Origin of the sequence: Sphingomonas sp. ABOLE (genome assembly GCF_003950455.1) — a bacterium.
GTDB classification, from domain to species: domain Bacteria; phylum Pseudomonadota; class Alphaproteobacteria; order Sphingomonadales; family Sphingomonadaceae; genus Sphingomonas; species Sphingomonas trueperi.
This window is the reverse complement of record NZ_QQWY01000021.1, coordinates 26555-47092: the sequence shown is the minus strand read 5'-3', so window position 1 is coordinate 47092 and position 20538 is coordinate 26555. Positions and strand designations below refer to the sequence as shown.

Genomic DNA, 20538 nt, shown 5'->3' with positions numbered 1-20538 from the left:
GAACCCCAAGTTCTGCGGTCGACACGCAGCGTTGCGCTAGGGCGGCGGCCCGGCCTCACCGAAGCAGGTTGGTGCGGGCAAGGTCGATGACCTCGCTGACGTCGCCGTTGAGCACGGCCTTCAGCGCCCAGAGACTGAAGCCCTTCGCCTGCGCGGCCTGGATCGTCGGCGGCATCGCCAGTTCCTGCGTGTTGGTTACCACGTCGAGCAGCGCCGGTCCGGGATGCGCGAGGATTTCGGCGACGGCCGCGTCGAGATCTGCCGGATCCTCGACACGAATGGCGTGCATTCCGATGGCCCGGGCAACGGCCGCGAAATCGGGATTCTGCAGGTCGACGCCTGCCTCCAGGAAGCCGGAGGCCTTCATTTCGAGTGCGACGAAGCCGAGGGTGCCGTTGTTGAAGACGGCCACCTTGACCGGTAGTTGCTCCTGGACGAGCGTGAGCAGGTCCCCCATCAGCATCGACAGGCCGCCATCGCCGGACATGCTGATCACCTGGCGGCCGGGATGCGATGCCTGTGCGCCGATCGCCTGCGGCAGCGCGTTCGCCATCGAGCCGTGCGCCAGCGAGCCGATCATGCGGCGCTTGCCGTTCATCTTCAGATAGCGTGCCGCCCACACGGTGCAGGTGCCGACGTCGAAGGTGAACACCGCATCTTCGCTTGCCCGCGCACTCAGCCGTTCCGCGAGTTGCTGCGGATGGATGGGCCGGCGGCCGGAATCCGTGTCGGCCAGCTTGTCGAGGTCGGCCCGCGCCTTTCGATAGTGCGCCACGCTCGCCTCGAGGTGGCTGCCGTCCCGATCGTCGAGCAGCTTGGGCAGAAGCGCCGCAATCGAATGGCGGACATCCCCTACCACCGCGCAGTCGAGCGGGACGCGACGGCCCAGATTCTCCGGGCGCACGTCGATCTGCGCGATCTGCGCCTTCGGGTAGAATTGGCGGTAGGGGAAATCGGTGCCCAGCATGAGCAGCGTGTCGCAGGATTCCATCGCATGATAGCCGGACGCGAAGCCGATCAGGCCGGTCATGCCCACGTCATAGGGATTGTCCCATTCGACATGTTCCTTGCCGCCGAGCGCATGGACGATCGGCGCCTTGAGTCGTTCGGCCAGCGCCATCACCGCATCGTGCGCGCCGGCGCAGCCTCGCCCGCAAAACAGCGTGACCTTCTCGCTGGCGTTGAGCATGTCGGCGAGCGCGGCGATTTCGTCCGTGTCGGGCAGGATCCGGGGCTGGCGGATGGCGAGCGCGCGCGGCGCCGAGATGGGGGCTTCATAGGGCTGCAGGGCGACGTCGCCGGGGATGACGATCACCGCGACGCCGCGGTGGCCCAGCGCCGCGCGGATCGCCGCTTCCATCACGCCCGGCAGCTGCGAGGGATGCGCGACGGTCTCGCAGAAGTGGCTGCAATCGCGGAACAGCGCCTCCGGCTTGGTTTCCTGGAAATAGCCGCGACCGACTTCCGGGGAGGGGATCTGGGCCGCGATCGCCAGCACCGGCACGCGCGTGCGATGGCAGTCGAATAGGCCGTTGATCAGGTGCAGATTGCCCGGTCCGCACGAGCCGGCACACACCGCGAGCCTGCCGGTCAGTGCGGCTTCGGCGCCGGCGGCGAATGCCGCGACTTCCTCATGCCGGACATGCACCCATTCGAGATCACCCCGCGCCCGCATCGAATCGGTGATGCCGTTCAGGCTGTCGCCGACCACGCCGTAGACTCGCTCTACTCCTGCGCTGGCGAGAATGTCCGTTACTAGATCTGCTACTTTGCCGGTCATGATAGGGGCTCCCGAAATCCGCCTGTCAATTTTGGCAAAGTCTGCTTCTGGAGAAGCCATCTTTAGGTATGAGCGGCGCCATCCAGTCAGCCAGCCGGATGGGGGAGGCGCGGCGGCAGCCACCTGTGTTCGTACAGGGAATGCGTCGGAATCTTTCGAAAACGACCGGAACTTTCAGGACACGCGCTCTCGGACGGAACAGAAGGTCGACAAGAGAAAGGAGGGCTGTTGAATGAAGTGCCGCACATCCCTTGTCCACCGGAAGGCCTCGCCCGACCAGCCGGTTGCAGCCGCGCAGGTTGCGCCATTTCTCGCTCCCCAGGACGCCGCAGACGCGCCGGGCCGGCACGGGTTGCTCGAGGATGCGACGGCCATTCACGTTGCCCTCCAGGCCTATGAGAACTGGTCCGGCAGACAGGATCCCGAAGCGCTGCGAGAGGCGAGGGCTGCGTTTGACACGCTGAAACAGGGCTGTGCCCGTCTGACCGAGCGGTTGCGACGGCACCGTCCCGGCTGACGCGCCTTCTGCCCGCGCCGGGATCAACCGTAGCGATGCTGCCTGCGCCAGACGCCGGGCGTGGCGCCTTCCAGCCGGCAGAACACGCGGGTGAAGTGGCTCTGGTCGGCAAAGCCGCAGGCAGTGGCGATTTCCGCCAGGCCGATGTCCGACCGATGCAGCAGATGCTTGGCGTGCTCCACCCGGCGAACGAGCAGCCATTTGTGCGGGGGCATGCCCACCGTCTCGCGAAACGCACGCGCGAAATAGCCGGCGGACAGCCCGCAGGCATCCGCCAGCGCCTGCTGGGAAAGGCCGCCACCGATGTTGGCGTCGATCATTTCCTTTGCCCGGCGCTCCTGCCACGGCGCGAGCCGGCTCCGGGTGGTGGCGCGCGGAAGCGCGAGCTCTGCGTAGCGATCGGCAACATGCGTCGCGAGCGCCAGGCTCACATGCGACAGGAAGAGCAGGTTCGCTTCCTCCGGCCGGAGAAGCGACGGCAGGATCGCGCGCACGAGCGCGGCGAACACAGGGTCTGACATCGGCTCGCCGGCCTGGTAGCGCAGCGTCTGCACCCGGCGCTTTTCGCTCGTCTGCAGCGCGCTGTTGAGCGCTTCCAGGGGAACGTGAAAGTTGACGCAATCATAGGCCGAGCGGAGATTGGCCGACCAGGGTCGGCGATAGTCGTAGAGCTGGAGCTCGTTCGCCCGTTGCTGCCGGAACGACAGCTTGCGATCCTTCAGCAGGATGTCGCCGCTATAGTCCACCAGCTGCAACGACAGCATGAAGGCTTCTTCCTGGGCATGCGGCAAGGTGAAGCCGTTGTTTTCCGTGCCGGACCACGCCCGTGTCGCTGAAATGCGGTGAATGCCGACGCCAAGATCGAGCGTGGAGATCGCCGGCGCGCGCAAAAAGCTTTGCGACCGGTTCTGGTAGGCATCGGTCACCGTCTTGTCCTTGGCTGCGAGCCGACAGGATAGCAGGCGGGGCGGCGGCCTGCATTACAGCTTTTGCCGAAGCTTTAACGGATATTGCTGTTTCCGGCGGTGCGGGCCGGCACCTGGAGGCTGGCCGATGCGGTCGCGGCCCGGTACGCGCCGGGTGTCATGCCGGTGCTGCGCTGGAAGGCCCGGGTAAAGCTCGCCTGCGAACTGAAGCAGCAGGCCAGCGCGACGTCGGCGATCGACCGCGAGGGGTCGTCCAGCAGGGTGCGCGCATGTGCCAGCCGCCGCTCGCTGAGATACCGGTGCGGCGGCACCCCGATGGTTTCCTTGAAGGCGCGGGCGAAGTGAAAGGGGCTGAGGCACGCAACCTCTGCCAGGTCGGTCAGGCTGAGCGCCTGTTCGAGATGGCTCTCCATGAAGTCCATGACGCGGGCGAGCCGTTTGCTGTCGAGGCGTCCGCGTGCCGACGTCCGCGACAGCGCCGCAACCGGATGCCCGGCGTAGGAGCAATGCACGTGCGTGAGCAGGGCCGTGGCGATCTGCTCGACCAGCAACTTGCCGGCTGCCGTCTCGTGCTCCAGCTCCTGCACTACTCGCAGGGCGAGTTGTCGAACGAGTTCGTCGTCGATGTCGGCCAGGTACGGAATGTCGCGTGCGGCGCCGTTTTCGGAGCGCAGGCCATCCAGCGCGATGAACATTTCGGCGCCGATGAACAGGTGCAGGATCCTGGAAAGCGAGGTCGACAGGAGGATATCGTCTTCCTTGAACCCGATCGGGCAGAACCAAATGGTTCCCCTATGCACCGGGGTACGCTGGCACAGCGCGCCGGCGCGCCGCTGCACGTAGCCGGGCATCGTGTCGAGCGCGATGGTGATTTCCATGTGGCGGGGCTCGACCGGCGATATCTCGCCCTGCGGATGCGTCCGCAGTTCGGCCTGGATGCCCGACCAGCTTCTGCCGGCCGAACTGGCGAGCAGCGCTGCGACCGGGAATTTCTGGCCCCCGAAGGTCTGCAAGGACGTCACGTCATCTACTCCTGGGAGCGCGAGGAACCCCAAATTGCCGTTCGGCTGCGGCGGAACCGCACCATCGATCAAAAGCACGGCAATTTCAGTCAAGCCAAAGCCGGCGCACGCTCTACCGTGAAGACAGGAAAACGGTCCTGCGATCCTCCCTTCGGAAAGGATCGCTACGTCGCACGGTGCAAGGGCTTCTCGCAAAAATGTCGGGTTTCAAGGATCATTTCGTAGGGCGATTGCACGAAACGGCGCTGCTCGCAAACATGTTGGACCGGGTCCGTGCCAGCCGCCGGTCGGAGCTGCTGCTGCTTTCCGGGCCTCCCGGCATCGGCAAGTCTGCGCTGGTGGATCGTGCCCTTTCCGTGCCGCAGGCCCCCGATTGCCTGCGCGCCGCGGGGAAGTGCAAGCTTGTGCCGGACCAGGCGAGTGCCATCGTCCAGGCCATCCGTCTCGCTCTCGACGAGCTTCTCGTCGCGGATCACCAGACCTTCGCTGCCGTCCGCCACCGCGTGCGCGAGCGGTTGCCGGCGGGCGGGCAGTTCCTCTCCAGCGTGATTCCGGAGGCGGAGGCGCTGCTGGAGCATTCCGGACGCACCGCAGATCTGCCGCCGACCTTGGTCAAGGAGCGCCTGCAGCGAGATCTCGGCACGCTCGTCCGCGCGATCGCCGACGGCGACCGGCCATTGATCCTGTTCCTCGACGACGTGCAATGGGCCGACGCGCTTACGGCAGGCGTCTTGACCGATCTGTGCGAAAGGCCGGCCAGCAACCTGTTGATCCTCGCGGCCTTTCGCGACGCGGTGACACCGGCAACTCTCAATCTGGAGCGGCTGCGCACCGCCGCCGCGCCCGTCACCGAGATCGAGCTGGCGCCGATCAGCGCCGCCGCCACGGCCGAACTGCTCCGCGCCCTATTGCCGATCGACGCGGCCGACCTCGCCGCCGTAGCGGCGGCCGTGCATGCGCGCGCGGCAGGCAACCCGCTGTTCATCGAGCATCTGCTCCGGTCGATGCGCGAAGATGCCGGCGCGGTGCCGCGCGCGCCGAAGGGCGGCACCGGGCGCGACGGCGACGGCGTGTTCGCGTTCATGCGGTACCGGCTCGCCAGGCTCAAGCCCGAGGAAAAGCAGATGTTGCGGGTCCTCGACCTGCTGGGCGGACAGGGGACCATCGATCTGGTTGCGGCCGCGCTGCGTCTGCCGGAGGAGGACATCGCGGCCGCGGCCGCGACGCTGATGGCATTCGGGTTGCTCAAGGACGTTCCCGGCGGGATCGCGTTCGCGCACGACCAGGTGCTGGAGGCCGCGCGTCTGCTGGGGGACGAGCGACGTCGCCCCCGCCAGCATGCCCGGCTCGCGCGGTTGATGCTCCGGCGTTCGAGGCAGGGAAGAGAGCCGTTGCACGTGGTCGCGTCGCAGGCGCTCGGCGCGATCGACGGCGCCGGCGCTGCGCTGCTGCGACCCCGCGACCGGCGACGCTTCGCGCGGCTGTTGCTGCAGGCGAGCCGGCGCGGGCTGACGTCCGGCCTGATCGACCAGAGTGCCGCCTATATCGACGGTGCCGATAGGCTGGTCTCGCCGGAATGGTGGTCGCTTCGTCCCCGGCTGGCCGCCGCGATCCGCTTGCTCCGCGCCGAAACCCTTCTGCTCCGCGGCGAGGTGGGGGAGTCCGAGGGCATCGTGCGTGCGCTGGTGGGGCGGGACCTGCCGCTGGCGCAGCGCGGGCAAGCCTACCGCCTGCTGGCCACGATCCGCACGATGCAGTCCGACTATGAGGGTGCGATCGCGGCCGCGCTGGAGGGGTTGGCGCTGCTCGGCCAGCCCCTCCAGCGCCATCCTTCCGATGCTATCTGCGATGCGGCGCACGAGCGCGTCCGTGCGTTGATGGGGCCGCGGCCGGACAGGGCGCTGGCGAAGCGTCCGCTCACGCGTGACCCTGTGCTGCGCGCAACCACGTCGCTGCTGTCGACGTTGATCGTTGCGACCTTCTCGGGCGACAGCCTGCTGTTCACCCATGTGGCAAGGATCGTGGAATTGACGATCACGCGGGGGAGTACGCCGCACGCTGCCTATGGCCTCGCCTGGTACGGGGTGATGATCGCAAGCCGCTATGGGCGCTATGCGGATGGGTTCGCTTATTGCCAGGCCGCGCTGGCGCTGGTCGAACACCACGGCCTGGACGACCAGCGTACCGCGACTCTCCTCGCCCTCGATCAGCTTGCACCCTGGGTGCAGCCTTTCTCGACGGCGCTCGACTATGCGCGTGCTGCGGTCCATGCCGGTCGCTCGACCGGCGATGCCGCGATGACCTGCTATGCGCGCAACCACGTCGTCTCGGATCTGCTGCAGATGGGGCGTCCGCTTTCCGAAGCGCGTGCGGAAGCGGAGGAGGGTATCAAGCTCACACGGCGCTATGGCTTTCGCGACATCGAGATCTTGCTGGATTCGCAGCTGCGGCTGATCGAGGCGCTGCAGTCCGGCGGCGATTCTCTCCCGCGCGTTTCGGACAGCGACGTGGTTTCGGCAGCCACCGCCTTCTGGCGCGCGCTGTATCGCGGCATGGAGGCGTTCCTGACCGGCGACAGTGCCGCAGCATGCCGTTTTCTGGCACTGGCACAGGACACCGCATGGTCGCTGCCCGCGCACATCGATCTCGGCTATCTCGCCTTCTTCCAGGCGCTGGCCGCGGCGGATGCCGACGATCCCGGGACGGCGCTCGCGGCAATGGCGCCTGCGCATGCCCGCCTGGAGGCCTGGGCGGCGCTGAACCCGCAGACCTTCGCGCACAAGCGCCTGCTGGTCGAGGCCGAGATGGCGCGCCTTCGCGGCGAGGGGGCGGAGGCGCTTCGGCGCTTCGAAGGCGCCATCGAGGCTTCGGGCGAGTTCATCCACGAGCGTGCGCTGGCACATGAGCGGGCGGCGTTGCATTGCTCGGCCGAGGGCCTTTCGGTTCTGGCCAGGATGCATCGTGCGGCTGCGAGCCGGGACTATCGAAGCTGGGGCGCAGCTGCAAAGGCCGATGCGCTCGCAGCCCGGGACGGGGCATCGCCGGGCGAACCGCACCCGGCAACCAGCGCCCCGTCGTCCGAGCAGGTACTGGCGGCAATGCTTGCGCTGGCGGGGGCGAAGGACCCCGACACGATACTGCCCGAGATTTTGCGCGCGATGCTGCGCCAATGCTCCGCGTCGAGCGGCATGCTGCTCCTGCTCAACGACGGGAATCCGATGGTCGAGGTCATGGGCGAGCGCCTGGGCGGCGACGTCGACGTTCGACGCCTGCGGGCCTTTCCGACGCGGGAGGTCCTCGCCGAGCCGACCTTGTTCACGCTGCTGCGGCTGGCGCGCCCCCGGTATCTGGAGGAGGGCGAGGCGCTGGGATGTCCCTTGCTCGCCGACGGCGTGAGAATTGGCGTGGTCTATCTGCGCCCGGACGCGTCCGCCGAGGCGCGCGGTCCGCTGAACTTGGCGTTGCTGGGCGCGGTCGCAAACCATGCAGCGGCCTGGCTGGAGGTGGCGCTGCGCAGCGCGCGGCAAGCGGCGGAGAACGACCGCCAGACGCGCTCCCGCGAGGCGTTGCGACTGGCGCGGATCGAACTGGCACGCACCTCGCAGCTGGCGATGATGGGCGGGCTGGCCGCTTCGATCGCGCACGAGGTCAACCAGCCTCTGGCCACGATCATCGGCAGCGCCGACGCCAGCCTTCGCTGGCTGCGCCGGGACGTGCCGGACATCGACGAGGCCGTCGCCGGTCTTCAGGGTATTCGTGCGGGCGCCCGGCGTGCCGCGGACATCATTGCCTCCCTGCGGTCGCTGGCAAAGCGCGACCAGGCCTCGCTCGCACCGCTCGCGCTCGATCCGTTGGTCGGCGAGGTGGTCCGCATGACGCAGACGGAGGCCGAGGCGCAGGGCGTCGCGCTGGCCTGCCAGCTCGATGGCGGCGAGGCGCAGGTGCTCGGCGATCCCGTGCAGCTGCAGCAGGTGATGCTCAACCTGATCACCAACGCACTCGACGCGCTTTCGGAGAAACCGGAGGGAGACAGGCGGGTCTGGGTTCGTACCGGCGTCGTGAACGGCGCGCTGCAGGTGATCGTGCGCGATACCGGCGCGGGCATTCCGCCGGCCGTGCGCAATCAGATCTTCATGCCGCTCTATACCACCAAGGGCAAAGGCATGGGCATGGGGCTGGCGATCTGCCGGTCGATCATCGAAGTGCATGGCGGCACCCTGACGCTGGACGCGACGAGCGGCGAGGGGACGGTCTTTCGGCTCACCCTCCCCGTGCGCTAGACCGGCGCTGGCGGGAGGGCGTCAGAGTGCGATCAACGCGCGCTCGATTGCGGCCAGCAGGGGCTCGCCCTCCAATGGCTTTTCCAGCACCTCGACGATTCCTGCCGCCATCGCCTGCTCCCGGGTGATGTCCTGGGCGAACGCCGTCATCAGGACGATGGGCGTGCGATCGCCAGTCTTGCGCAGTTCGCGGGCGAGCGCGATGCCGGAGACAACGGGCATCTGATAATCGGAGAGGATGCAGGCGACGTCCTCCCGGTCGGACTCGAGGAATGCGGTAGCGGACGGGAACAGCGCAGCGGCGTATCCGCACGACCGAATCAGGCTGCCGAGCGCATCCAGGACCAGCCGGTCGTCATCGACGATGGCAATGACAGTCTTCTGCAAGGGGTTCTCCCGAGTGCGCGCCGAGAACTGTCACGCCCCACGGCCGGGGCTTGCCAACGCGGCTTACGAGGCAAGGGTGCGGCTTTGCAGCGCGGTCCAGGAGCGCACCAGATCGGGCACGGTGCGCACGCCCATCTTGCGCAGCATGCTGGCGCGGTGGAGCTTGACGGTGATCTCGGCGAGCCCCAGCTCGGCGGCGATATGCTTGTTGAGCAGGCCTCGGGTCACGCCCTGCAAAACCTCGCGTTCGCGCGGCGTGAGCTTCTGCCAGCGCTGCTGGAGCACGGCGTGCTGCTCGCGATCGTCCCAATGCTCCCTGGCGCGGCTGATCGCCGTCGCAACGGCGTCGATCATGTCTTGGTCGCGAAAGGGCTTTGGCAGGAAATCGATCGCGCCCTGCTTCATCGCCTTCACCGACATGGGTATGTCGCCGTGTCCGGTCATGAAGATGATCGGAATGTGCCAGCCGCGCTCCTTCAGCCGCTCGCGCAGTTCGAAGCCGCTCATCTGCGGCATGCGGACATCGAGCACGATGCAGCCGGGCACGTCCGGTGCCGGCGCATGCAGCGCTTCCTGCGGGCTGCCATAGCAGCGCGTCGCGAAGCCCACCGATCGCAACAGGCTGTGCAGCATCGTCCGGACCAGATCATCGTCATCGATGACGATCACGACAGGCTGGTCCTCTCGCGCTCCGGCGAGGCTCTTCGGGCCACGCACGGCGCTCATCTGGCTCGAGGCATGCACCGCCTGCATCGCAAATCCTTCCCAATGTCTCGCCGGATTTCAACAGGCGCACGGGATCCGCGCAATCACACTTGAGTGTTACGAAGCCTGCCGAGCGCCCGATCTCCGCCCGCAGGTGCGTGGCCGGGCGGCCTCGATCCGAGCAGCGCCGCCGACGCTAAACATCTGTATGATGGCGCTGCTCCCCGATGACAGGTGAAGCACGGACGAAGCGATGCTGCGTTCGGGAGAAGTCATGCTTGCCAGGGAAATGGTCGGATCGGAGGGGGGCAGCGCGGCCGTCACCGAGAGATGCGTCCCGGCCCGGAAAGCGGGCAATGTCCTGCGTTCCGGTTTGCGAGCGCCAATGCCATGAAGGGTATCGTGAGCATCATCGACGATGATCTCCAGCTGCGGCGCATGCTTGACAGCCTTTTGCGCGCCGAGGGCCATGTGGTGCGCCTGTACGGCAGTACAGCCGAGTACGCCGCGTATCCGCGAGCAGCGGCCCCCGCCTGCCTGCTGCTGGACATCCAGCTGTCCGGCGAGAATGGCCTGGATTTCCAGGAGGCGCTTTGCGCGCGCGGCGACAACACGCCCGTCGTGCTCATGACCGGCCATGGCGACATTCCCATGACCGTCCGGGCCATGCGCGCCGGCGCCATCGACTTTCTTCCCAAGCCGTTCGAGGCCGAGCAATTGCTGGCGGCGGTGGCGCGTGCGCTGGAGGTCGATCGCCGCCAGATGGCGGATGCGGCCGAAGTAGCCGAAATCGCAGTGCGCTACGGCCAGCTCAGCACGCGGGAGCGCGAGGTGATGGCGCTGGTCGTTGCCGGGCTGATGAACAAGCAGATCGCGGCGCGGCTCGGGATAAGCGAGGTCACGGTCAAGATCCACCGTGGCCAGGTCATGCGCAAGATGGCGGCGCCGTCCTTTGCCGATCTGGTCCGCATGGCCGAGCAACTCGGCGTCCGGGATCCCAACATCGGGCGGTACAGCGGCACCTAAGGTCCGCAAGATGCGGCGGAGGACGGCACGTCACGTCCTCCTCCGCCGGTGTCGGCCGACCGGGTTACTTCCGGATGAAGGCGAGCAGATCGAGGTTGATCACGTCGGCATGCGTCGTGAGCATGCCGTGCGGGAAGCTCTTGTAGATCTTGATCTCGCCATGCGGGAGGAGCTTGATCTGCAGCTCCGACGCATCGGTATAGGGCACGACCTGGTCATCATCGCCCTGTAGCACCAGGGTGGGCACGCGGATCGCCTTCAGGTCCGCCGTCTGGTCGGTCTCCGAAAAAGCCTTGATGCCTTCATACTGGGCGAAGGCACCCCCCATCATGCCCTGGCGCCACCAATTGTCGATCACCGCCTGCGAGACCTTCGCGCCCGGCCGGTTGAAGCCGTAGAACGGTCCGGACGCGACGGCGGTGTAGAACGCCGCCCGGTTCACGGCGAGCGCCGCGCGATAGCCGTCGAACACCGAAAGGGGCGTTCCGTCGGGATTGTTGGCGGTCTTCAGCATCAGCGGCGGTACCGAACTGACGAGCACGGCCTTGGCGACCCGTCCTTGCGGCTGGCCGAACTTGGCGACGTAGCGGGCGACTTCACCGCCGCCGGTGGAATGGCCGATATGCACGGCGTTGCGCAGATCAAGATGTTCGGCAACGGCAAAGGCGTCCGCGGCATAATGGTCCATGTCGTTGCCGGTCGACACTTGCGACGAGCGCCCGTGTCCGCGCCGATCGTGCGCAACGACGCGGTAGCCGTTGGCGAGGAAGAACAGCATCTGCGTGTCCCAGTCGTCCGCCGTCAGCGGCCAGCCATGATGGAACATGATCGGCTGCGCATCCCGCGGGCCCCAGTCCTTGTAGAAAATCTCGGTGCCGTCGCGTGTCTTCACATAGCCGCTGCTCATAGCATGTTCTCCGTTGGAAGCGTGTACAAGGGTCTGGGCGTGCAGGAGCGTCGCCTGCCCGCCGCAAACGGCCGCCGCGACGATGCCGCTTGCCTTCAGGACCTCACGCCGGTTCGGCTTCTTCGAGGGAAGGGTAAGGTTCATGACGATTTCCCGTTGGTTCGCAATGTTGCATCGTGGAGCGACGATGACGGCGAAATGGTCGCCGACGAACGGAAGATGGGAGTCTTGCCGGGATTTATAATCATACGAATGGGTGGTGTTGTCGGCGCCGCGCATAGAGCGTTCAGGGTCTCTTGCTCGCTGGCATCCTGCCGAAGCGCATGCCGCGCGGAGCTTTGGATTATGCGCGCGGTGTCCCAGGGCCGGATTTAGAGCGTTTTCACCATGGGTGAAGACGCTCTAGATGTTTGTTTGCCGCATTTTCCGAGTCGTTGATCGTACACGGTCAACTTGAAAATGCTCTAGCTGCAGGAGGTGGAGCGGCAGGATGGCGATCGCCCGCTGATGCCGGCGTTGATCGCGGTCGCGCGACGCCCAAGCGCGGAAGCGTTCGCCGTAAGGCCGTGTTGATCAGGCCCGCCAGCAACGCTGCGGCACCCACCGGGCTGTCCGCGCCGAACAGCCGCGCGAGTGCCGCGGCGGTCGTCGCTACGGCAATCACCGTCAGCCATGCCGGATGGTCGGGGCCGTCCCGCGCTGTTGCATCGCGCTTCCGGCCGGGCAGGCGGCCCGCCGAGGCGTTCACCAGTGTACGCGCCGTCTTCACAGTGCCACAGGCGTGGTAGACCGCCTTGGGCACGCGGTCGCCGCCGATGTTGAAATGGTGGGGCTAGCGCTCGGTCTGTTCGCCATACAGGTCGCTCTGGGAGATCCGGCCCCTGAACAGCAGGTAGACCGCCAGCGTGTAGGCCAGGGTCAGCGGCAGGATCACCACGCCGGCACCCCAGAACAGGAAGGCCTGCGAGCTGCTCGGCGCCGCCGCCTGCGCAGCCGTGATCGCGTAGGGGATCATGTAGGGGTAGAAGGAGAGGGCCAGCGTCCCGAACGCCGAGGCGAACAGCAGCACTGCAGCCAGGAAGGGCAGCAACGGGCGGCGCAGCGCCGCGCCCGCCGCCAGCAGGATCGCGGCAATGCCGCCGATCGCCGGCACGATCAGCATCGCGGGATGCCCGGCCCAGCGCTCCAGTACCGGCAGGTCCAGCCGTATCGCCGCGACAAAGGCCGCCGCGAGGAAGACCAGCACGCCGATCAGCAGCCGCGGCAACAGGCGGAAGGCGCGGCGCCGCACGCCCAGCCGGGTCTTGTAGGCGAGCCAGCCGGCGCCCATCAGCATGTAGCCGAGGCACAGCCCCGCCCCGCACAGCAGGGCAAAGGGGGAGAGCCAGCCGAACGCACCGCCGACATAGCGCCCGTCCACGATCGGCAGCCCCTCGACCAACGCGCCGACCGCCGCGCCCTGGATGAAGCTCGCCACCAGCGAGCCGCCGAAAAAGGCATGGGTCCAGACGCCGCGAAACCGGACGCTCTTGTCGCGATATTCGAACGAGACGCCGCGCAGGATCAGCGCCGCGAGCATCGCGAACAGCGGCAGGTACAGCGCCGAGAGCAAGGTGGCGTAGACCAGCGGGAACACGCCGAACAGCACCGTGCCGTTGACGACCAGCCAGGTCTCGTTGCCGTCCCACATCGGCGCCACCGCCGCGAGCATCGCCCGCCGCTCGCGCTCGCTGCCGGCCATCGGCAGCAACATGCCGACGCCCAGATCGAAGCCGTCCAAGGTAACGTAGAGGAAGATCGACAGCGCCAGCACGCCGAGCCAGAAGGTAAGCATCAGATCAGCTCCTCGACACGATGATCCTGAGAGGCCGGCGCCGTGCCGACCGGCACCGAGAGCGGCCGCTTGGGGTTGGTCTCGCCGAGCTGCGGCTCGGCTTCGCCCGCCGGGCCGCGCGCGATCAGTCGGGCGAGGACGAGCACGCCGAAGCCGAAGATCGCCGTGTAGACCAGCGCGAACATCACCAGCGTCGCCGCGACCATAGGGGTGGAGAGGAAGGGCGTCACCGCCTCCGCCGTGCGCAACTGGCCATAGACCGACCAGGGCTGGCGCCCGACCTCGGCGACGAACCAGCCGGTCACCGTGGCGATGAAGCCGAGCGGAAAGGACGCGGCCGTCGCCCAGAGCAGCCAGCGGCTGCGCTCCAGCCGGCGCCGCGCCATCAGCAGGCACCCGCCCCAAGCGATGCCCAGCATCAGCACGCCGCAGCCGACCATCACCCGGAAGGCGAAGAAGGGGATGGCGACCGGCGGGCGGTCCTGCCGCTTCCAGTCGGTCAGGCCCACTTCGCGCGAGGTGAGACTCATCGACCCGATCAGGCTGCCGGCATAGGGAATGCTGAGCGCGTAGCGGTTGCGCTCGGCCTTTTCGTCGGGCCAGGCGATCACCACTTCGGACGCGGGCTGCTCGTCGTGCCAGCGTGCCTCGATCGCGGCGAACTTGGCGGGCTGGCGATCATGGACATAGTCGCCGACGAGGTGGCCGATGCCCAGCTGCACCGGCACCAGCACCGCCGCAAGACCGAGGCCCATCCGCAGCATCACCCGCGCTTCCGGCAGGAACCGGCCCTGCAGGAGATGCCAGGCCCCGGTCGCGGCGACGCAGAAGGCGGTGGTGATATAGGCGGCGAGCAGCATGTGGGGGAAGCGCACCCACACCACCGGGCTGAACAGGATTTCGCGCCAGCTGGTCGGCAGGAACAGCCCGTCGGCCCCGCGGACGAAGCCGACCGGCGCTTGCATCCAGCTGTTGTTCACCATGATCCAGAAGGACGACATGGTGGTACCGAGCGCGACCATCAGGCAGGAGAAGAAATAGAGCCATCCGGGCACGCGTCCGCGGCCGAACAGCAGCACGCCGAAGAAGCTGCTCTCCAGCGCGAAGGCGGTGAAGCTCTCGTAGACGAGCAGCGGCCCCTGGATGGCGCCGGTCTGGCGCGACAGCTCGCTCCAGTTGGTGCCGAACTGAAAGGCCATGACGATGCCGGAGACGACGCCCAGCCCGAAGGCTACGGCGAAGATCGTGCGCCAGAAGCAGAACAGCCGCTGATAGACGGGGCGGCCGGTTGCAAGCGACATCCCCTCCAGCACGCACAGCCAGGCCGCGAGGCCGACCGTGAACGCGGGGAACAGGATATGAAACGAAATCGTCGCGGCAAATTGCAATCGCGAAAGGAATAATGCTGTCCACATCATGGGTTAGCCTTCCTCGGGGGTGCTTAGGATCGCGCACCTGGGCGCCCGGTGCGTCTGGGCTGCTTCGGACTATTGTTCAGAAGGCGCTGGACGGGATCGGCTTGGCTTGTTCTCGACGGCGAAACTCGGCCATGGACCCCGCGGGTTCCATCATATGTTCGTATGATATGCCCGTGCATTGGTTCGAGAACTTCAATGCGCCGGTCTGGTGTTTCCAGGGCCGGGGATCTGGTCGGCGCGCGTTCCGCCGTCTTGGTGCGGCGGCTTCGGGCGAGGAAGCCGCCGCATGTGCCTCATGCGTGACCTAGCCTGCCGAATCCGCGACTCAGACGGCGCAGCCGCAGGGAGATGCGGATGGAGGCCAATCCGCCGGCTACGAGGCTTACCGCGATCAGCAGGCTCAGGAGCGGAACCCCGAGCGTCTCCCATTCCCACGCAATGATCAGGGCGACCACCAGGTCGACCGTCCCGGTGAGGAGGAGCGGGAAGCGTTCGGCAGGGGTGCGGAACGCCGTCGTCAGCTTCAGGATGCCGCCGATCGCCAGCCACAGCCCGAGTGCCCAAAGAAGGCTGAAGGCGCCCGCGAAGGGATCCAGGAGGGCCAGCAAGCCGGCGGCGATCGAGATGCCGCCGATGAAGAGATCGAGCGCGTGCCCCCTATGCCGTGCTGCGCCGAGGTTGTTGACCGTGGAGAGCACGCCGAAGGCGATCATCGTGCAGCCGAAATAGAGGCCGAGCGTAAAGGTACTCGCAAGCGGATACAACAGGGTCGTGACGCCGACGAGGATCAGCAATGCGCCTTGCAGGGAAGTGAGGTACCAGTAGTGCGCACTTCGGCGCACGAGCTTTATCTTGTCTTCTGCCATGTGACTGACTCCCGGCGACGCAACTCAGGACCCGAAGGTGTAGGGGATCGACAGCTTGCCGATGCTTGCGCCACGTTCCGAATGGATCGCCGCATCGAAGTCGACGGTCTTCTTCGAAGACGGCACGTGCTGGAAATACAGCCAGCCCTCGAGCGAGCCACCCGGATCGAGAACCCGTGGAAGCCGGCTGGGGCCGTGTCGGCGGCGGCAGCCGGGTCGCCGGTGACGGCTTCGTCTATGGTGCCTCGCTTGGCTACGACCTTGCGCGCGGCAATCTGCGCGTGGGGCCGGAGGTCGAGATCGCCGACTCGACGCAGTCGGAATGTCGCCCGTATGCGACGGCGGGTGCCGGCGCCCGGCGGTGCGAGCGAGCCGACCGGGACCTCTATGTCGGCGGGCGCCTGGGCTATGTCTTGAACCCCAAGCTGCTGGTCTATGGCAAGTTCGGCTACAGCAACGCCCGCTTTTCCACGCGGCTGGAGCGCGCGTCCACCGGCAACGTCGACCGTGCGACCGACGGCGACGGCTATCGCCTGGGCGTCGGTGCCGAATATGCGATCACCCGCGCCGTCTACCTTTCGGGAGGATATCGCTACTCGCACTATTCGGCCGACGTGCACCGCAACCAGATCCTCGCGGGCGTGGGCTTGCGCTTCTGATGCCGACCTGGGGGGCGGGCTGCGCCGCAGCCGCCCCACGCTCCCCCGCTGATCGGAAATCGCTCCAGTGGAGCAACTGACGGAGTAAACCATGATTCGTACGATCCTCGCCGCTGCTGCGGCCACCCTCCTCGGCGTCGCCGGCCAGGCGAGCGCGCAGACGGTCCAGCAGGACCGCAGCTTCACCGATGCGAGCGGCTTCCGCGCCGTCGAGACGCCGGAGGGCTACGCGCCGGCAGCCCCCGCCATCGACGGTCCCGTGACGCCCGCCACGAAGGTCGACTTCGTGCCGCAGACCTTGACGCCGTCCGAAGCCTTTCCGCCGCCGGCCCCCCGAAAGATCTATCCGCCGTGCAGCAAACAGCGTCGGGACGAGTGCCAGCAACGCAAGTGATGCCGGCCCCGATCAATGCTTTCGAAGCGAAGGAAACGAAGATGAAAAGGATCAGCGCAGCGCTTTGCCTTGCTGCGATCGCCGTCGGCGCGGTGCCGGCGCTTGCCCAGTCCATCTCTGCCAAGCAAGGCGTCATCACGACGACCCGCACCGAGGTTAAGGGCAAGCAGATCGACAAGATCACCTGCCGCGAATTCCTCAGCCTGCAAACCCGCCTGCAGCCGCAGGTCCTTTCCTACACCGTCGGCTACAACAAGGCGAAGAAGCCGGAGGACATCATTTTCGATGTCGAGGACGTCGATCGCCTGACGCCCGTCGTCGTGCGGTCGTGCAAGACCCGTCCGGAAGAGACGCTGATGCAGCGCATTCGGGCCGTTTGGCACAGGCTCTGAAGCCTGACGCTTTCGGTAGCGTGCCGAAGAACGGCGGGAATGTCGGTGCTCCGGGATCGATGCTCGGGGCACCGCGCCGTCGCCAGGCTTGATCGACTGCGCGATGCAGCACCTCCCCGTCCGAGGTGGCAATTTGCCGCGCCATTTCCAACGCGAGGCGGTGATCGCCCCGCCGCACAGGCGGAGCATCGTCAGGGCCCCGGTCTGCAACGCGGGGCAGAACGCGGGCTTCCGCGTAGTAGCCGTTCGGCCAGCGGCCGCGTCAGCCCCCCAGCATGCTCGTCAGCACCTGGGCCTGGACCTGCATGTCGGCGGCGGCTTCGGTTCGGGCGGCTTCGGCGGCGGCGGATTCGCGTTCGGCGTCGAGCACGGCGAGCATCGGTTGCGCGCCCGTCTGCGCCTCGAGGCGAACCCCGCGCAGCGCGGCGGCGGCGGCCGTGACGCGCTTGGTCGCGGCGTCATAGGTGGCGCGGGCGCTCCTCAGCGCTTCGTAGGCACCGATCGTCTGGCGCTCGACCATCGCGGCGGTGGCGCGTGTCTGCGCCCCGCGTTCGGCGCGATCGGCTTCCGCGCCCCGTTGCCGGGCGCTCGTCCGCCCGCCATCGAACAGCGTCCAGCGCGCGCGCAGGCCGATGCTGGCGGTGTCGGCCTTGTAGCCTGGGAAAAACTGGTCGCGCACGGTCGCGGCCTCGGCATAGGCGCCCACCACCGGCAGGCGTTCCGCCCGCGCGGCGCGGACGCCGGCGTCGGCCATCTCGGCCATCCGGCGGGCGGCGGCCAGCGCCGGGTTATGGGCCAGCGCCTGCTCGACGGCAGCGGCGCGCGCGAGGGCAGGGGGCGGCGGTGGCGCGAGGGTGGCATCCGGCTGGACCGGCATGCCGGTGAGCGACGCCAGCGTGGCGAGAGCAACCTGTTCCTGGCCGAGCGCCGCGGCACGCGCCGCTTCGGCCTCGGCGATGCGGGCTTCGGCCTGGGCGACCTCGGTGCTGGTGCCCGCGCCCGACTGGAAGCGGAGCCCGGCCTGGCGGCGGATCTCGGCGAGCGTGGCGACCATCCGGCCATAGCTATTCGCATTCTCCCGCGCCGCAACGGCACCTGCATAGGCGCGGACCACCGCCACGCGCAGCTCCAGCGCCACGGCTTCGCTGCCCGCCTGGGCTGCCTCCACGCCCGCGCGGGCCTGGGCGGTGGCGGCGGCGGTGCGTCCGCCGGTGAACAGCGGCAGCTCGGTGCCGAGCTGCGCCGAGCGCGGGTTCACATTGTCCGCGCGGAGGCCGAAAAAGCCCTGGGGATCGATCCGCCCGGCGGCGACCTGGCCCTGCAGCGTCACCACCGGCATCCGCTCGGCACGGGCCTGGTCGAGCCGGGCGCCGGCGCTTGCCTCGCGCGCCCGCGCGGCGGCGAGTTCCGGGGCATGGTCGAGCGCGGCGGCGATCACCGCGTCGAGCGACTGGGCCTGGGCGGGCAGCGCCGCACCCAGCGCAAGCCCCAGCAGCAGGGCGCCACGGCGGATCACCGGAACACCGTTCCCGGCCGCACGCCGAGCCCCTTGAATACCATCGCCGCCGGGCAGAAGCCGGTGAACGCGGCCTGGAGCATGTTCGCACCGGCGAACAGCGTCAGCGCGATCCACCAGGGATGCACGGTCAGCGACAGCGTGGCGCTGAGCAGCACGACACAGCCCGCAAAGGCGAGCACGGCAGAATCGAGGGTCATGGACGAGCTCCTGTTCCGAGGCGCAGTTTCTTCACGCCGAGCACATGCAGGGCGAGGCTTTCGTAAAAGGGTTCGCTTTCCCCGCGGCGCACCTTGCGGAGGAAGTATTTCTCGAAGCCGATCTTGGCGAGGTGCACCCATTTGCCGTGCGCGGACCAGTTGGTGTTGCGCGGCGGGATCTGCGGCTTGGCGACGAAGGCGACGCCGCCATCGCCGAAATCGGCGAGGCAGATCGCGTTCCACGTCGCCTCGTGGCTGGGCTCCTCGCCGTCGTGGAGCTGCTTCAGGTTCTGGGCGATCGCCGTCACCATGCTTTCGATCATGAAGCCGGTCTTGGGCACGCCCACGGGCAGCGGCGTCGGCCCGGTCGGCGGGATGGCGATGCACACGCCGAGCGCGAAGATATTGGGATAGGCCGGGTTGCGCTGGTGCTTGTCGGTCAGGATGAAGCCGCGCGGGTTGCTGAGCCCGGCGATGCCCTGCACCGCATCGACGCCGCGAAAGGCCGGCAGCAGCATCGCCCAGCCGAAATCGAGATCATGCGCCTTCTTGAGCGAGCCGTCCTCGTTGACTTCCTCGGCATGAAGCACGCCGTCCTCGACGCCTTTCACGCGCGTGTTGGTGAGCCACTTGATGTGGCGGTTGCGCATCTCGCTTTCGAGCAGCGACTTGGTGTCGCCGACGCCGTCCAGGCCGAGATGGCCGATATAGGGTTCGGGGGTGACGAACGTCATCGGCACGCGGTCGCGGATGTTGCGGCGCTTGAGCTCGGTATCGAGCACCATCGCCATCTCATAGGCTGGGCCGTAGCAGGACGCGCCCTGCGCTGCGCCGACCACGATCGGCCGCGGATTGGCACAGAGTTCCTCGAAGGCATCGTGCGCGCGCTTGGCGTGATCGGTCTGGCAGACCGACTGGGTATGGCCGGCGGGACCGAAGCCTGGGATCTCGTCGAAGGCGAGTTCGGGCCCGGTGGCGATGACCAGATAGTCATAGCTGATCGAGCTGCCGTCGAGCAGTTCGACGCGGTTCTCCTCTGGATGGACCTTGGCGGCGCCGACGCCGGAATAGGCGATGCCGTGCCGGGCCATCGCCGGCGGCAGATGCACCCGGATCGCCTCGGGCTCGCGCCACCCAACGGCCACCCATGGGTTCGAGGGCACGAACCAGTAATCGTCGCCCTTGTTGAGGACCGTCACCTGCGCCTTGCCCTTGAGTGCGGCGCGGATCTCATAGGCGGCGATCGTGCCTCCCAGTCCCGCGCCGAGCACCACGATTTGTGAGTCGCCCATGGCCTGCTCTCCTACATTGTTCTTGACTAATATACGCAATATATCATATTAGCAAGTGCAAATGGAGGGTGCGATGTTTGGTTTCGGACGGAGGCGGGTGATGCGGGAAGTGAAGGCAGCGGAGCTGAAGGCGATGCTCGATGCCGAGTCGGCACTGGTGGTCGATGTGCGCGAGCCAGATGAATTCGCGGCTGGGCACATCGCCGGCGCGGTCAACCTGCCGCTTTCACGATTCGATGCGGCGGCGCTGCCGCAGGCAGGCGAGAAGACGCTGGTGCTCCATTGCCTGGGCGGCAAGCGCTCGGCGATGGCACTCGATCGGTGCGCGGCGGCGCAGGCGGCAGTGGATACGCACCTTGCCGGCGGGGTGAATGCCTGGACCGCCGCGGGCTTTCCGCTGGTGCGGGGCGCCTGACG

At 67.5% G+C, this 20538-nt stretch carries 20 protein-coding genes; 8 read left to right on the top strand and 12 right to left on the bottom strand.

Annotated features, from left to right (window positions below; translation table 11 throughout):
• Nucleotides 1–55 precede the first annotated feature (55 nt).
• Entirely contained in the window at nucleotides 56–1780 is a 1725-nt protein-coding gene (gene poxB, locus CA234_RS14215; protein WP_126001999.1) for a ubiquinone-dependent pyruvate dehydrogenase, read from the bottom strand.
• Between the two features lie 232 nt (nucleotides 1781–2012).
• Here poxB and CA234_RS14210 point away from each other — a divergent pair, with 232 nt between their 5' ends.
• Complete coding sequence (locus tag CA234_RS14210; protein WP_126001998.1) at nucleotides 2013–2297, top strand: hypothetical protein; 285 nt, start codon at nucleotides 2013–2015, stop codon at nucleotides 2295–2297.
• 23 nt (nucleotides 2298–2320) lie between these two features.
• Here the strand turns inward: CA234_RS14210 and CA234_RS14205 are convergent, their stop codons facing one another.
• Both CA234_RS14205 and CA234_RS14200 read right to left on the bottom strand, forming a co-directional pair.
• Nucleotides 2321–3223, bottom strand: coding sequence for an AraC family transcriptional regulator (locus CA234_RS14205; RefSeq protein WP_126001997.1), 903 nt, complete (start codon nucleotides 3221–3223; stop codon nucleotides 2321–2323).
• 74 nt (nucleotides 3224–3297) lie between these two features.
• Nucleotides 3298–4338: an AraC family transcriptional regulator gene (locus CA234_RS14200; protein WP_241213510.1), complete on the bottom strand. Its 1041-nt coding sequence runs from the start codon at nucleotides 4336–4338 to the stop codon at nucleotides 3298–3300.
• 104 nt (nucleotides 4339–4442) lie between these two features.
• Between CA234_RS14200 and CA234_RS14195 the strand changes: the two genes are divergently transcribed.
• Nucleotides 4443–8525 (top strand): ATP-binding protein, encoded by a 4083-nt coding sequence (locus tag CA234_RS14195; RefSeq protein ID WP_126001995.1) that lies wholly within the window; start codon nucleotides 4443–4445, stop codon nucleotides 8523–8525.
• Nucleotides 8526–8546: 21 nt separating this feature from the next.
• Here CA234_RS14195 and CA234_RS14190 read toward each other — a convergent pair whose 3' ends face one another.
• Nucleotides 8547–8912: a response regulator gene (locus CA234_RS14190; RefSeq protein WP_125972381.1), complete on the bottom strand. Its 366-nt coding sequence runs from the start codon at nucleotides 8910–8912 to the stop codon at nucleotides 8547–8549.
• A 63-nt stretch (nucleotides 8913–8975) separates the two neighbouring features.
• On the bottom strand, nucleotides 8976–9665 hold the full coding sequence (locus tag CA234_RS14185) for a response regulator (protein ID WP_241213509.1): 690 nt from the start codon (nucleotides 9663–9665) through the stop codon (nucleotides 8976–8978).
• Between the two features lie 354 nt (nucleotides 9666–10019).
• On the opposite strand from CA234_RS14185, the gene CA234_RS14180 reads away from it, so the two are divergent.
• A complete protein-coding gene (locus tag CA234_RS14180) occupies nucleotides 10020–10643 on the top strand; it encodes a response regulator (RefSeq protein ID WP_241213508.1) in 624 nt (207 codons plus the stop codon).
• Between the two features lie 64 nt (nucleotides 10644–10707).
• Here the strand turns inward: CA234_RS14180 and CA234_RS14175 are convergent, their stop codons facing one another.
• Complete coding sequence (locus CA234_RS14175) at nucleotides 10708–11550, bottom strand: alpha/beta hydrolase (RefSeq protein WP_126002020.1); 843 nt, start codon at nucleotides 11548–11550, stop codon at nucleotides 10708–10710.
• 21 nt (nucleotides 11551–11571) lie between these two features.
• Between CA234_RS14175 and CA234_RS24620 the strand changes: the two genes are divergently transcribed.
• The gene (locus CA234_RS24620; protein ID WP_206431201.1) at nucleotides 11572–11925 is read left to right on the top strand and encodes a hypothetical protein; all 354 of its coding nucleotides are present in this window, start codon (nucleotides 11572–11574) and stop codon (nucleotides 11923–11925) included.
• Nucleotides 11926–12382: 457 nt separating this feature from the next.
• On the opposite strand, the gene cydB is transcribed toward CA234_RS24620, so the two are convergent.
• The 3 genes from cydB to CA234_RS14155 form a co-directional block, all read right to left on the bottom strand.
• Complete coding sequence (cydB, locus tag CA234_RS14165) at nucleotides 12383–13384, bottom strand: cytochrome d ubiquinol oxidase subunit II (protein ID WP_126001993.1); 1002 nt, start codon at nucleotides 13382–13384, stop codon at nucleotides 12383–12385.
• On the bottom strand, nucleotides 13384–14802 hold the full coding sequence (locus CA234_RS14160) for a cytochrome ubiquinol oxidase subunit I (protein WP_126001992.1): 1419 nt from the start codon (nucleotides 14800–14802) through the stop codon (nucleotides 13384–13386). The genes cydB and CA234_RS14160 overlap by 1 nt, the downstream gene beginning before the upstream one ends.
• A 293-nt stretch (nucleotides 14803–15095) precedes the next feature.
• Nucleotides 15096–15668 carry a DUF308 domain-containing protein gene (locus CA234_RS14155; protein ID WP_126001991.1) on the bottom strand — a complete coding sequence of 191 codons (573 nt, stop codon included), beginning with the start codon at nucleotides 15666–15668 and terminating at the stop codon, nucleotides 15096–15098.
• Nucleotides 15669–15844: 176 nt separating this feature from the next.
• Between CA234_RS14155 and CA234_RS14150 the strand changes: the two genes are divergently transcribed.
• From CA234_RS14150 to CA234_RS14140, 3 genes are all read left to right on the top strand, one after another.
• On the top strand, nucleotides 15845–16327 hold the full coding sequence (locus CA234_RS14150; RefSeq protein WP_164521815.1) for a porin family protein: 483 nt from the start codon (nucleotides 15845–15847) through the stop codon (nucleotides 16325–16327).
• A gap of 91 nt (nucleotides 16328–16418) precedes the next feature.
• Complete coding sequence (locus tag CA234_RS14145; protein WP_126001989.1) at nucleotides 16419–16721, top strand: hypothetical protein; 303 nt, start codon at nucleotides 16419–16421, stop codon at nucleotides 16719–16721.
• Nucleotides 16721–17113: an HdeA/HdeB family chaperone gene (locus tag CA234_RS14140; RefSeq protein WP_126001988.1), complete on the top strand. Its 393-nt coding sequence runs from the start codon at nucleotides 16721–16723 to the stop codon at nucleotides 17111–17113. Before CA234_RS14145 ends, CA234_RS14140 begins: the two co-directional genes overlap by 1 nt.
• Before the next feature lie 262 nt (nucleotides 17114–17375).
• On the opposite strand, the gene CA234_RS14135 is transcribed toward CA234_RS14140, so the two are convergent.
• The 3 genes from CA234_RS14135 to CA234_RS14125 are packed head-to-tail and all read right to left on the bottom strand — an operon-like array spanning nucleotide 17376 to nucleotide 20121.
• Nucleotides 17376–18629, bottom strand: coding sequence for a TolC family protein (locus CA234_RS14135; protein WP_126001987.1), 1254 nt, complete (start codon nucleotides 18627–18629; stop codon nucleotides 17376–17378).
• Nucleotides 18626–18829: a DUF2892 domain-containing protein gene (locus CA234_RS14130; RefSeq protein ID WP_125972401.1), complete on the bottom strand. Its 204-nt coding sequence runs from the start codon at nucleotides 18827–18829 to the stop codon at nucleotides 18626–18628. The genes CA234_RS14135 and CA234_RS14130 overlap by 4 nt, the downstream gene beginning before the upstream one ends.
• Nucleotides 18826–20121 (bottom strand): FAD/NAD(P)-binding oxidoreductase, encoded by a 1296-nt coding sequence (locus CA234_RS14125; protein WP_125972403.1) that lies wholly within the window; start codon nucleotides 20119–20121, stop codon nucleotides 18826–18828. The genes CA234_RS14130 and CA234_RS14125 overlap by 4 nt, the downstream gene beginning before the upstream one ends.
• 100 nt (nucleotides 20122–20221) lie before the next feature.
• On the opposite strand from CA234_RS14125, the gene CA234_RS14120 reads away from it, so the two are divergent.
• Nucleotides 20222–20536, top strand: a complete 315-nt coding sequence (locus CA234_RS14120) for a rhodanese-like domain-containing protein (RefSeq protein ID WP_346962893.1) — start codon at nucleotides 20222–20224, stop codon at nucleotides 20534–20536.
• Nucleotides 20537–20538 lie beyond the last annotated feature (2 nt).

What these genes read in the sequence shown, in the direction of transcription:
- CA234_RS14140 (WP_126001988.1), top strand. Translation starts at nt 16,721, where the DNA reads ATGCCGGCCCCGATCAATGCTTTCGAAGCGAAGGAAACGAAGATGAAA.
- CA234_RS14125 (WP_125972403.1), bottom strand. Translation starts at nt 20,121, where the DNA reads ATGGGCGACTCACAAATCGTGGTGCTCGGCGCGGGACTGGGAGGCACG.
- CA234_RS14155 (WP_126001991.1), bottom strand. Translation starts at nt 15,668, where the DNA reads ATGGCAGAAGACAAGATAAAGCTCGTGCGCCGAAGTGCGCACTACTGG.
- CA234_RS14130 (WP_125972401.1), bottom strand. Translation starts at nt 18,829, where the DNA reads ATGACCCTCGATTCTGCCGTGCTCGCCTTTGCGGGCTGTGTCGTGCTG.
- CA234_RS14210 (WP_126001998.1), top strand. Translation starts at nt 2,013, where the DNA reads ATGAAGTGCCGCACATCCCTTGTCCACCGGAAGGCCTCGCCCGACCAG.
- CA234_RS14160 (WP_126001992.1), bottom strand. Translation starts at nt 14,802, where the DNA reads ATGATGTGGACAGCATTATTCCTTTCGCGATTGCAATTTGCCGCGACG.
- CA234_RS14185 (WP_241213509.1), bottom strand. Translation starts at nt 9,665, where the DNA reads ATGCAGGCGGTGCATGCCTCGAGCCAGATGAGCGCCGTGCGTGGCCCG.
- CA234_RS14120 (WP_346962893.1), top strand. Translation starts at nt 20,222, where the DNA reads ATGCGGGAAGTGAAGGCAGCGGAGCTGAAGGCGATGCTCGATGCCGAG.
- poxB (WP_126001999.1), bottom strand. Translation starts at nt 1,780, where the DNA reads ATGACCGGCAAAGTAGCAGATCTAGTAACGGACATTCTCGCCAGCGCA.
- CA234_RS14195 (WP_126001995.1), top strand. Translation starts at nt 4,443, where the DNA reads ATGTCGGGTTTCAAGGATCATTTCGTAGGGCGATTGCACGAAACGGCG.
- cydB (WP_126001993.1), bottom strand. Translation starts at nt 13,384, where the DNA reads ATGCTTACCTTCTGGCTCGGCGTGCTGGCGCTGTCGATCTTCCTCTAC.
- CA234_RS14175 (WP_126002020.1), bottom strand. Translation starts at nt 11,550, where the DNA reads ATGAGCAGCGGCTATGTGAAGACACGCGACGGCACCGAGATTTTCTAC.
- CA234_RS14145 (WP_126001989.1), top strand. Translation starts at nt 16,419, where the DNA reads ATGATTCGTACGATCCTCGCCGCTGCTGCGGCCACCCTCCTCGGCGTC.